Origin of the sequence: Streptococcus sp. DFI.7.26 (assembly GCF_022240605.1) — a bacterium.
GTDB lineage: Bacteria > Bacillota > Bacilli > Lactobacillales > Streptococcaceae > Streptococcus > Streptococcus xiaochunlingii.
Genome location: NZ_JAKOGN010000004.1, coordinates 91,735 through 103,588 on the forward strand (window position 1 = coordinate 91,735; position 11,854 = coordinate 103,588).

Genomic DNA, 11,854 nt, shown 5'->3' on the forward strand with positions numbered 1-11,854 from the left:
TTATTTAGGGAAAATGATAAAGTCCATCATATCACAAGCGTTGACAAAATCTCGCCCAACCTTTACAACATCTTGTAAAGAAATACTCTGTAAAAGTTTTGGAAGATCAAATAGATTTTCACCCGTCTCAATTGGATTAAATTGAGTCGCAATATAATCCAAGGAATTCAAACCGTGTAGAAAATCTCCAAACATTTCACTTTTAATCGTATCCAAATGCTCTTGGGTCACATCGGGATCTTTCTCAAAATTCTTTATGGCAGTTCTGAACTGATGGGATATACTAACAGGTTCCGAGGTGTCCATCGTTAACATCACAAAGTGAAACGAAGACTCTACTTCGATTTCTAGTGTCAAGGAGTTGTCAAGTTTACCAACTTCATAAAGCGACTGAAATCGTTTGGATGTCCACCCAAACATCATTGCAAATAATAATTTAAGGATAATCTTATAGCGATACTGGTAAAGAGGAGGAATCTGATTTCTTCCACGAATTCCAATTGCTAATTTCGGTGAAGCAACTTTCATCCGACTGGTCTCATTTTGGACAACTGGATTCAAGTCCACGGGTGAAATATGAGGAAGAGGACTTGAAGAAATCTTCATCTCAAATTCAGAAACAAGGTTAACAAGACTGTCAAGATCAAAATTTCCGACAACCACTAGATGCATATTGGATGGTTGGTAGAAATAATCGAAATTTTCCTGTAAACTTTCTTCATCAATTTGAGCGAGAGAAGATACAGTACCTGCAATATCTTGGGCCAAGGGTGTATCTGGATAAAGATTTGCCAACGCCCTAAAGAATAATTGGTAGTCAGGACTATCTTGGTACATTTCGATTTCTTGTTGAATAATCAATTGTTCCTTCTTTAGAGAATCCTTTGAGAGATGAAGAGATTGTGTCATCTCCAGTAACAATCTCAGATTTTCATTGATATTCGAGGTGGTCGAAAAGAGATAGCTAGTTTGTGTAAAGCTAGTAAAGGCATTACTTTCAGCTCCCAGCTTTACAAAATGCTGTAAATAATCTTGACCGTCTTGATCTTCAAATAATTTATGTTCAAGAAAATGTGCAATCCCTGCTGGAAATTCTTTTATTCCCTCTACTCCATCCACTGTAAATCTTGTGTCAATAGAACCGAATTTAGTAGAAATGATTGCATAGCTTTCATTAAAATCCGCCTTTGGAATTAAATATAACTTCAATCCATTTTGGAGAGTTGTCTGATAAACACATTCTCCAACAGCTGGATAATCTATTTTCTCCAAATCTTTCTTTATCATTCTCTTCCTTCCATAAAATAGACCGCTTGTAATTTGAGCGATTTGGCAACAGCCATAATTTCTTCTTTCGTCACCAGTTGAATAGCTTGGATCCAATCATCAATTGACAAGAACTGTTTTCCTAAAATAGAGTGTAAATAAGCTCTTTCAATCAAGGTGCCAGGTCGATCCTGCGACAATTTTGCAGCATTTATAATCATTTCTTTTGTCAAGCGTAGCTCTTCACTTGTAAACTTCCCTCTCTTCAAGTCACTCACTTGACGGCTCATCAGGGTCATGGTCCTGGTTCTATTTTTTCGATCAATCCCTGCATAGATCCGCATAAAATGAGAAAAAATATCAAAATGGCTAGAGATCGTATAAGCCAACCCTTCTTTTTCTCGAATGACTGTAAACAATTTTGAATGAGAGAAAGCCCCCAGTAAACCATTTAAAACAATCAAAGCAAAATGCTCTTTCTCTCCATACTGAACAGGAAAATGATAACCCAACTCTAAAATAGATTGATGAGTATCTCTTTGTTCGAGTCCTTCTCTGACAACGTTTGAAAAAGATTGGGCATAAAAAAGATTGACATGAAATTTACGAGGTTGTAAACCAAATTCACTAATCTTTTCAATGACCGCTAGTTCATTGAAATCACCCATAAAGAAAAAGTCAATCAGATTTGTTTGAAGCATTTCTTGAAATGCTTGATAAGCTGACCCTTCATCCTCATTCTGAATCTGCTGGACACTTCCATACTTGCTTAGTTTCATATCAGCTTGATCATAAAACAAACGATTCAATTGTTGATGGGCATAATAAAAATGATTTTCAATTTCTGCTTCTAGTTCTGTAACAAGATTCTTTTTCTCTACTGAAAAAGTTTCTGAATGAAAGCACCCGTTTTCTGCAAGAGGAGCATTCAGAGATACCTTTAATAAATCCAACATCTGATCTGTCAAGACATTTTTCTTGCTCAAAAAAGCATCACGGACATAAGATAAATTAATATCAATGTAGTGCGTTTGACCGCGTTTTGAAACAGAAGTAGAAAAATTTGCTCCATACAAGTTCGCCAACTGCTCTCTAAATTGCTGGGAAGTTGGGTAAAGTTGATTGGCTGTTTCAATCATGCGTGAAGCTAGAACTCGTCCTGCTATTGTTTCTTCAGAAAGAGGGGCCGAGAACCGCACTTTTATCTCATTGGTCTTAAATTTTTCTGATTTCATAAAATGGATTTGAACACCAGTAACTAATTCCATCGTCATCCTCGTTCTAACAAATATTACTCTTCATTATATCATGAAATCCCAGTAAAATCTTTCCCAGACAGATTAAAAAACGTTTACACTGACTCGCCCTATTTTAGGTTTTTCATCCTTTTGTGGTATAATAACTATCATTGAGGTGAACTATGAACTATAAACTTTTTGATGAATTTATCACACTACAAGCCCTATTTAAAGAACTGGGAATCATCCAAAGCGGTGGAGCTATCAAAGCCTTTTTACTTGAAAATCAAGTAGAGGTCAATGGAGAAGTGGAAACCAGAAGAGGACGTAAGTTACGAGTCGGAGATACAATCGAAGTAATTGGTGAGAAGGAAGTCATAACACTGACAGAACCTAGTCCAGAAGAGATTGAAGACTATCAAGCGGACAAGCTGGAAAAAGAACGCGTTGCTCAATTAGTGAAGAAATTAAACAAAGAACAAAAACAAAAAAAAGATTCTAAACCTAAAAAAGAAGAGAACAAGCGGAAGCCTGTTCGTTTCCCAGGAACATAATATGTGGCTTAAATCCATACACATTCAGAAATTTCGAAATTATAAAGAAGTAGATCTTCAATTCCACTCTGGTTTGAATATTTTCTTAGGCCAAAATGCTCAAGGAAAAACCAATCTCCTCGAATCCATCTACTTTTTAGCCTTGACCCGCAGCCATCGGACCCGTTCCGATAAAGATTTAATTCATTTTCAAGAGGAACAATTTACTGTTTCAGGGATCTTAGAAAAAAAAACCGGCTCAATCCCTTTAGAAATTTCCTTATCCTCAAAAGGACGAGTCACTAAAGTGAACCACTTAAAACAAAGCAAGTTATCAACCTATATCGGTAACATGAATGTGGTTCTCTTTGCTCCAGAGGATTTACAACTAGTTAAAGGCTCACCCGCTCTTCGCCGCAAGTTTATTGATATTGATTTAGGCCAGATGAAACCCGTCTATCTATCAGATTTAACAGCCTATCATCATGTTTTAAAGCAGCGAAACAGTTACTTAAAAACGGCAACTACCGTAGACCCAACCTTTTTAGATGTTTTGGATGAGCAATTAGCAGATTATGGTAGCCGGGTCTGCATCCATCGGAAAGATTTTCTTAAAAAATTAGAAGACTTTGGGCAAGAGAAACATTTTGAAATTTCCAATCAAACTGAAAAACTATCTATTCGGTATGATTCCTCCATTCCTTTTCAAGATGAACAGACACTTCGCCAAACCTTTATCACCTTGCTTCGAGAAAATCGGACAAAAGATCTCATCAAAAAAACAACCAGTGTTGGTCCTCACCGAGATGACATTAGCTTTTACATCAATGATATGAATGCGACTTTTGGTAGCCAAGGGCAGCACCGCAGTGTTGTTCTTTCCTTAAAACTAGCAGAGATTTCATTAATTGAATCCTTGACGAATGAAAAGCCGATTTTACTCTTAGACGATGTCATGAGTGAACTTGACAATAATCGTCAACTACATTTACTAGAAGTTATCTCTCGTGACATCCAAACATTTATCACAACTACTACCCTAGATCACCTAAAAGACTTGCCAGAAGATTTAAAAATCTTCAATATTCAATCAGGTCAAATTGACGAATAATTAACAAGGTTGTCAATTTTGATTGACAACTTTTTGACACAATAAAAGTGTGAAATCTTATGATTTCACACTTTTATTTTTTATTGAACGGAGTAGTTTGGTGCTTCATTGGTAATTTGGACATCGTGTGGGTGGCTTTCTTTCAAACCTGCCCCAGACATTTCAACAAATTGTGCATTTTCGTGCAATTCTTGAAGGTTGGCAGCTCCAACATAGCCCATACCAGAACGGATACCACCAATCATTTGGAAGACGATATCGGCTGCTGAACCCTTATAAGCAACCCGACCTTCGATTCCTTCTGGAACCAATTTGTTGGCTTCATTAACAGAACCTTGGAAGTAGCGGTCGCTTGAACCTTTCTTCATTGCCGCAATAGATCCCATACCACGATAAGTCTTGAACTTACGTCCTTGGAAGATTTCAGTTTCACCTGGTGCTTCATCTGTTCCTGCAAACATAGATCCAAGCATGACTGCATGACCACCAGCAGCAAGGGCTTTTACAATATCTCCAGAATACTTGATTCCACCGTCAGCAATGATTGTTTTTCCATATTCACGCGCAACAGCAGCTGCGTCATAAATCGCTGTAACTTGAGGAACTCCTACACCAGCAATCACACGAGTTGTACAGATTGAACCAGGTCCAATCCCAACTTTAACCACGTCAACACCTGCATCATAGAGAGCACGCGCTCCCTCAGCTGTAGCAATATTACCTGCAATCAAAGTGCGATCTGGGAAATGAGCTCGAATTTCAGCAATCTTACGAAGAACCCCTGCAGAATGACCATGGGCCGTATCGATGACAATAGCATCCGCACCAGCTTCAAACAATGCTTCTGCACGCTCAAAAGTATCAGATGTAACTCCAACAGCACCTGCTACTAAAAGACGACCAAATTCATCTTTCGCTGCATTTGGAAACTCAATAACTTTTTCAATATCCTTAATGGTAATCAAACCTGACAAACGACCATTCTCATCTACCAACGGCAATTTTTCAATGCGGTGTTCTTGGAGAATCCGTTCAGCGGTTTCTAAATCAGTACCGACTGGTGCAGTTACTAGATTTTCACTAGTCATATGATTTGAAATTGGTTGATCATAATCAGAAATAAAACGTAGGTCACGGTTGGTCAAAATCCCAACTAGTTTACGATTTTCCATGGTTTCAACCACAGGAACACCACTGATACGGTAACGTCCCATAAGTTCATCTGCCTCAGCAATGGTATGTTCAGGTGTTAGGAAAAATGGGTCAATGATAACGCCGTTTTCAGAGCGTTTTACTTTACGAACTTCATCTGCTTGTTGGGCAATGGACATATTTTTGTGAATAACTCCAAGTCCTCCAGCACGGGCAATGGCAATAGCCATTTGGCTTTCAGTGACTGTATCCATCGCAGCTGTGATGATTGGGATATTCAACACAAGGTTATCCGCCAATTTTGTACGAAGATCTGCATCGTTTGGTAATACATGACTTTCAGCTGGAATGAGCAATACATCATCGAAGGTATAACCTTTTTTCAAAAATTTAGTGTCCCAATTTGACATTCCCATTTTCCTCTTTTCTTTCTTTTTGAGCCAAGCTCGTCTTTTTTAGTTGATAATATCATACCATTCTAAGATAATTTGTCAATCATTTGTAGAATATTTCAAAAAGAGGTGTTGGAACCTCTTTTGAATCATTTATTTTATTAGATTATCTTACCATCAAGAGCTTATTTGAAATAGTTTAAGCCCATAGCAGACTTGACTTGATCAAGCGTTTCTGCTGCAACCGAACGGGCCACTTCACTACCCTTTTGAAGCATATCATAGACTTGTCCCATATCTTTAGCAAATTCAATTCGGCGTTCGCGAATAGGTCCCAACTCTCTCTCTAGAATCTCTAGAAGATAACGTTTGGTTTTAACATCTCCTAAACCACCCCGTTGGTAATGGTCTTTCATGTCTTGAATGGTCGCCTGATCTTCTTCTTTGCCAAAAACATCCAAATAATGGAAAACCATATTTCCTTCAATTTTTCCTGGATCTTCGACACGAATATGCTCAGGATCTGTATACATACTCATCACCTTTTTCTTCAAGGTGTCCATATCATCCGCTAAATAGATACCATTGCCAAGAGATTTGGACATTTTGGCATTCCCATCCAAGCCAGGCAAACGACCCGCGGCCTCATTTTCTGGGAAAATTCCTTCCGGTTCAACCAAGACATCGCAATGATACGCATGATTAAAGGAACGGACGATTTCACGTGTTTGCTCAATCATGGGCTTTTGGTCTGTCCCAACAGGTACCAGATTGGCTTTAAAGGCGGTAATATCTGCAGCTTGAGAAACAGGATACACCAAGAAACCAGATGGAATAGACTCACCGAATCCTTTTTGAGCAATTTCTGTCTTAACAGTTGGGTTGCGTTCCAAACGTGAAACAGAGACCAAATTCATGTAATACATGGTCAATTCCGCTAGCTCAGGAATTTGACTTTGAATAAAAATAGTTGATTTCTTTGGATCTAAGCCAGCTGCTAAATAATCTAGAGCAACATTTCCAATAGACTCAACAATGGTTTGCGGATCTTTAGCATGATCCGTTAGAGCTTGCTGATCGGCTAAAAAGACAAACATCTGGTACTTGTCTTCATTTTGCATAAGAACTCGATTCTTCAACGAACCGACATAGTGTCCAATATGGAGCTTCCCAGTTGGGCGATCTCCAGTTAAAATAATCGGCTTGGTCATTTTTCTTCCTCCCTGAAGTACAAAATAAAAGCCCACGCATAGCAAAAACTATGCGAGGGCGTCTGAAACACGGTGCCACCTCACTTAGAACAGCATATGCTGTTCTCTCTGACTCATCACAAATGAGCTGCACATAAGGCCTGCTAGCCGAATCTCTATTGGTTAAGATTCTATTTGAACATCAGTCCATTTCATTCTGTTTCGTTGCTTATTTTCAGCGACCATAAGCTCTCTAAAAAACGAATACAGATTACTCTTCTGATTGCTTTTCATTATATAATGACATCAAAGGAAAGTCAAGCTCTTCACCTTTTTCTACAGACTAAATGACTTCCTCCAATGCGTAAGGGTATTCATTGAAAAATCAAGCGTTTTCTAGTAAAATAGGCTTATATAGACAGAAAAAGAGGAGAACAATACGTGCTAACAGTTACAGACGTCTCACTACGTTTTAGTGATCGTAAACTTTTTGATGATGTCAACATCAAATTTACAGAAGGAAATACCTATGGTTTGATTGGGGCCAATGGTGCTGGAAAATCAACCTTTTTAAAAATCTTAGCTGGGGATATTGAACCGACAACTGGTCATATTTCTCTTGGACCAGACGAACGTCTTTCTGTTCTTCGTCAAAATCACTTTGACTACGAAGATGAGCGTGCCATTGATGTCGTTATCATGGGAAATGAAAAACTTTATAGCATCATGAAGGAAAAAGATGCTATCTATATGAAGGAAGATTTTTCAGATGAAGACGGTGTCCGCGCAGCAGAACTCGAAGGAGAATTCGCTGAACTAGGTGGTTGGGAAGCGGAAAGTGAAGCTTCACAACTCCTCCAAAATCTGAATATTCCAGAAGAGCTCCACTACCAAAATATGAGTGAACTAGCAAATGGTGATAAAGTAAAAGTCCTCCTAGCCAAAGCTCTCTTTGGTAAACCAGACGTCCTTCTTTTGGACGAGCCGACCAACGGTCTTGATATTCAATCTATTACCTGGTTAGAAGATTTCTTGATTGATTTCGAGAATACCGTTATCGTTGTATCCCACGACCGTCACTTCTTGAATAAAGTCTGTACCCACATGGCCGACCTAGACTTTGGAAAAATCAAACTCTATGTTGGTAACTATGATTTCTGGAAAGAATCATCTGAACTGGCTGCCAAGTTGTTAGCAGACCGTAATGCTAAAGCAGAAGAAAAAATCAAACAATTACAAGAATTTGTGGCTCGTTTCTCTGCCAATGCGTCAAAATCGAAACAGGCAACGTCACGTAAAAAGATGCTTGACAAGATTCAGTTAGAAGAAATTGTCCCATCTAGCCGAAAATACCCATTTATCAGCTTTAAAGCGGAGCGAGAAATTGGAAATGATCTGTTGACAGTAGAGAACTTATCTGTAAAGATTGACGGTGAAACTATTCTTGACAACATCAGCTTCATCTTGCGTCCAGGTGACAAGACAGCTCTTATCGGACAAAACGACATTCAAACCACTGCCTTGATCCGTGCTATTATGGGTGAAATCGAATATGAAGGAACTGTCAAGTGGGGAGTTACAACTAGCCGCTCTTACTTACCAAAAGACAATTCAGCTGACTTTGCAGGTGGCGAGTCAATTCTTGACTGGCTCCGTCAATTCGCAAGTAAAGAAGAAGATGACAATACCTTCCTTCGTGGATTCCTCGGACGCATGCTCTTCTCTGGAGATGAGGTTAACAAGCCTGTCAATGTCTTGTCAGGGGGAGAAAAAGTGCGAGTGATGCTTTCAAAACTCATGCTTTTGAAGTCAAATGTTCTTGTACTTGACGATCCTACAAATCACTTGGATTTGGAATCAATTTCAAGCTTGAACGATGGATTGAAAAACTTCAAAGAATCGATCATCTTTGCCAGTCACGACCATGAGTTTATTCAAACTCTTGCCAACCATATCATTGTTCTTTCAAAAAATGGTGTCATTGACCGGATTGATGAAACCTATGATGAATTCTTAGAAAACCAAGAAGTTCAAGCAAAAGTTAAAGAACTTTGGAAAGACTAAGAAATCACTCCAAAGAATCAAAAACCCTGAAACCCTTGTTTCAGGGTCTTTCAATAGACTATATGAAATTTAAAAAATATCTATCACACCCCATCATCTTTTACTTTACAGCTTTTTTGCTTCCCTTTACAATCTTATTTTTCGTCTACCTCAGTCAGGGTATTTATTGGGGGAGTGAAACTTCTCCTTTATTAGGTGATGGCTTTCATCAATACGTTATTTTCGACGTTACCTTACGAAATATTTTACACGGAACCGACAGCCTCCTTTACAGCTTTACAAGCGGACTCGGCTTAAATTTTTACGCTCTTTCCAGCTATTACTTAGGAAGTTTTCTATCTCCCTTTGTCTTCTTCTTTGACAGTTTATCCATGGTTGATTCCGTCTATCTCTTTACACTGATAAAAATAGGCTTGATTGGGTTATCAACTTATTATTCCATTAAGGGAATCTATCCTAAACTCCAACAATTCTTGATTCTTTCACTGTCAACTTTGTTTGCATTAATGAGTTTTTCCATCAGTCAGATTGAAATCAAAACCTGGCTCGATGTCTTCATTTTGGCTCCGCTCATTCTCTTAGGTTTACACCGTTTAATGACTCAAAAGAAGCGAGTTCTCTACTTTACAAGTCTGACCATCCTATTTATCCAAAATTATTATTTTGGATTTATGATGGCTCTCTTCTTGACTTTATGGTATTTTACTCAGCTTTCCTGGGACTTTAAAGAAAGAAGATCTTCTTTCTTTGACTTTACAATTGTGTCAATTTTAGCAGGGGTAACTAGCTTGATCATGATTTACCCCACCATATTGGATTTACGAACTCATGGGGAAAACTTTACAAAGATTACAAGAACCTTTACAGAAAATAGTTGGTACTTAGACGTTTTTGCAAAGAATTTAATTGGTAGTTTTGATACAACAAAATATGGGGCTATCCCTATGATCTATGTTGGTCTATTTCCATTTTTACTTGCCTTTCTATTTTTCTTTGTCAAATCGATTCGGTTTCACGTGAAACTAGCATATTTAACCTTATTAGTCATTCTTATTGCAAGTTTCTATTTACAAGCTCTAGATTTATTCTGGCAGGGAATGCATGCTCCTAATATGTTTCTTCACCGTTATGCCTGGCTTTTTTCATTGACTATTTTGTTCATGGCGGCAGAAGTCCTCAATCGGATAAAAGAAATCAATTGGCAACGACTCTGCCTAGCTTTCAGTTTAGTTAGCATTGGGTTTATCCTCACTTTTCTCTATCGCAAGCATTATCCTTTCTTGACAAGCAGTCATTATGTATTGACACTAGAATTTCTTCTTGTATTTTTTACTGTGACACTTGCCTTTACAGTTCGTAAACTTTCTTATCCAATTTTTTCTGCTGTTATTCTCTTCTTCTGTTTGTTTGAAATTAGTATAAACAGCTATTATCAGATCGATGGGATTGCAAATGAATGGGTATTTGCAGCTCGTTCTTCTTACCAAGGAAAGATTCCAGCAATTGATAAATTGACATCAAGTTTACAGGATGATCAAGAATTTTACCGAACAGAGATTCTCCAACCTCAAACAGGTAATGATAGTATGAAATACAATTTTAGAGGGATCTCCCAATTTTCATCTGTCAGAAATACAGATACCAGTTCGACCCTAGATAAACTCGGTTTTAAATCAGATGGAACCAACTTGAATTTGCGCTATCAAAACAATACATTACTAATGGATAGTCTGTTCGGGATCAAATACAATATTTCAGATAGGAATCCTCAAAAGTTTGCTTTTCATAAATTGGAAACGCAAGGAAATCAGACCTTGTATCAAAATGAAATAGCTCTTTCACTTGCATTTTTAACCGCAAGTCCCTACAAGGATATCCCATTTTCTAATCTAACCTTGGATAACCAAAAGAACTTTCTCAATCATCTAACCGGTCAATCGTTGACTTACTATCAGCGATTACATCCACTGAAAACTGGTGCAGATGATCCTTCTCAAGGTCCTCAGAAAGCTAAAGTTGAAACAGATAGTTTTTTGACTTATGCCAGTATCGAATATGAGCTCTACATTCAAAACGATAGTCAACTTTATGTGAACCTTCCTTCTTTAGAATTTGAGAATGAAGATTATACCGATGTGGAGATCATTACGAATGGCCAAGTCAACCGCTATACAACAGACAATGTATTTCCATTCTTCACCATTGGTCACTTTACAGCAGGAGAAACTGTTAAGGTTCGAATTGCCTTCCCTGAAAATTCTACAGTAACCTTCCAAAATCCAGAATTTTTTGCTTTGAATCTTCAAGCCTACCAGGAAGCCTTTGAAAGGGTGCACCAACAAGAAGTTCATGTGCAAACCAAAGGAAATACCGTCACTGCAGATTTTACAGCAGACCACTATACAAGTCTCTTTTTCACCCTTCCTTATGATAAAGGGTGGGCAGCGACGATCAATAATCAACCTGTCCCTGTTCGAAGGGCTCAAAAAGGATTTATGGCTGTTGATGTCCCTAAAGGAAAAGGACAGGTTGTTCTACAGTTCATACCACATGGGTTAAAAGAAGGAACTATTGCTTTCCTACTCGGAATTCTTTCCTTCGTTTGCTACAATGCTATTCGAAAGAAATCTCAATCCTCAAAAAATCAGTAAATTCGCATCATAAAGAGCCCCTTCAGTTGGAAGGGGCTCTTATTTTAAACAAAAAAAACATCCCTTAGGATGCTAGTTTAGCTCCGCCAGTAGGACTCGAACCTACGACATCATGATTAACAGTCATGCGCTACTACCAACTGAGCTATGGCGGAATGAGATATAGTCCGTACGGGATTCGAACCCGTGTTACCGCCGTGAAAAGGCGGTGTCTTAACCCCTTGACCAACGGACCATGTCATTAACAGAACATATCC

8 protein-coding genes, 2 tRNA genes and 1 other annotated feature are annotated in these 11,854 nt (G+C 38.3%); of the genes, 4 read left to right on the forward strand and 6 right to left on the reverse strand.

The features are described 5' to 3' along the window. Together L0M85_RS05655 and L0M85_RS05660 are read right to left on the reverse strand one after the other, a co-directional pair. Window positions 1-1,287: a pitrilysin family protein gene (locus tag L0M85_RS05655; protein ID WP_238656652.1), complete on the reverse strand. Its 1,287-nt coding sequence runs from the start codon at window positions 1,285-1,287 to the stop codon at window positions 1-3. Beyond that, a complete protein-coding gene (locus L0M85_RS05660) occupies window positions 1,284-2,534 on the reverse strand; it encodes a pitrilysin family protein (RefSeq protein WP_238656644.1) in 1,251 nt (416 codons plus the stop codon). The genes L0M85_RS05655 and L0M85_RS05660 overlap by 4 nt, the downstream gene beginning before the upstream one ends. Before the next feature lie 152 nt (window positions 2,535-2,686). Between L0M85_RS05660 and yaaA the strand changes: the two genes are divergently transcribed. Both yaaA and recF read left to right on the forward strand, forming a co-directional pair. Beyond that, entirely contained in the window at window positions 2,687-3,058 is a 372-nt protein-coding gene (gene yaaA / locus L0M85_RS05665) for a S4 domain-containing protein YaaA (protein WP_125335155.1), read from the forward strand. Between the two features lies 1 nt (window position 3,059). Then, window positions 3,060-4,148: a DNA replication/repair protein RecF gene (gene recF / locus L0M85_RS05670; RefSeq protein ID WP_238656645.1), complete on the forward strand. Its 1,089-nt coding sequence runs from the start codon at window positions 3,060-3,062 to the stop codon at window positions 4,146-4,148. An 80-nt stretch (window positions 4,149-4,228) separates the two neighbouring features. Here the strand turns inward: recF and guaB are convergent, their stop codons facing one another. Both guaB and trpS read right to left on the reverse strand, forming a co-directional pair. Beyond that, window positions 4,229-5,710, reverse strand: a complete 1,482-nt coding sequence (guaB, locus tag L0M85_RS05675; RefSeq protein ID WP_040803190.1) for an IMP dehydrogenase — start codon at window positions 5,708-5,710, stop codon at window positions 4,229-4,231. Between the two features lie 167 nt (window positions 5,711-5,877). Continuing rightward, window positions 5,878-6,903 (reverse strand): tryptophan--tRNA ligase, encoded by a 1,026-nt coding sequence (trpS, locus tag L0M85_RS05680; protein WP_238656646.1) that lies wholly within the window; start codon window positions 6,901-6,903, stop codon window positions 5,878-5,880. A 51-nt stretch (window positions 6,904-6,954) separates the two neighbouring features. Continuing rightward, window positions 6,955-7,180, reverse strand: a binding site (T-box leader). A gap of 143 nt (window positions 7,181-7,323) precedes the next feature. Between trpS and L0M85_RS05685 the strand changes: the two genes are divergently transcribed. Both L0M85_RS05685 and L0M85_RS05690 read left to right on the forward strand, forming a co-directional pair. Next, window positions 7,324-8,946 carry an ATP-binding cassette domain-containing protein gene (locus L0M85_RS05685; protein ID WP_006595336.1) on the forward strand — a complete coding sequence of 541 codons (1,623 nt, stop codon included), beginning with the start codon at window positions 7,324-7,326 and terminating at the stop codon, window positions 8,944-8,946. A gap of 53 nt (window positions 8,947-8,999) precedes the next feature. After that, a complete protein-coding gene (locus L0M85_RS05690) occupies window positions 9,000-11,597 on the forward strand; it encodes a YfhO family protein (RefSeq protein ID WP_238656653.1) in 2,598 nt (865 codons plus the stop codon). An 81-nt stretch (window positions 11,598-11,678) separates the two neighbouring features. On the opposite strand, the gene L0M85_RS05695 is transcribed toward L0M85_RS05690, so the two are convergent. Both L0M85_RS05695 and L0M85_RS05700 read right to left on the reverse strand, forming a co-directional pair. Further along, window positions 11,679-11,752: transfer RNA gene (locus L0M85_RS05695), tRNA-Asn, on the reverse strand. Between the two features lie 8 nt (window positions 11,753-11,760). After that, a tRNA-Glu gene (locus tag L0M85_RS05700) sits at window positions 11,761-11,832 on the reverse strand. Window positions 11,833-11,854: the final 22 nt, after the last annotated feature.

What these genes read in the sequence shown, in the direction of transcription:
- L0M85_RS05655 (WP_238656652.1), bottom strand. Translation starts at nt 1,287, where the DNA reads ATGATAAAGAAAGATTTGGAGAAAATAGATTATCCAGCTGTTGGAGAA.
- L0M85_RS05660 (WP_238656644.1), bottom strand. Translation starts at nt 2,534, where the DNA reads ATGGAATTAGTTACTGGTGTTCAAATCCATTTTATGAAATCAGAAAAA.
- yaaA (WP_125335155.1), top strand. Translation starts at nt 2,687, where the DNA reads ATGAACTATAAACTTTTTGATGAATTTATCACACTACAAGCCCTATTT.
- recF (WP_238656645.1), top strand. Translation starts at nt 3,060, where the DNA reads ATGTGGCTTAAATCCATACACATTCAGAAATTTCGAAATTATAAAGAA.
- guaB (WP_040803190.1), bottom strand. Translation starts at nt 5,710, where the DNA reads ATGTCAAATTGGGACACTAAATTTTTGAAAAAAGGTTATACCTTCGAT.
- trpS (WP_238656646.1), bottom strand. Translation starts at nt 6,903, where the DNA reads ATGACCAAGCCGATTATTTTAACTGGAGATCGCCCAACTGGGAAGCTC.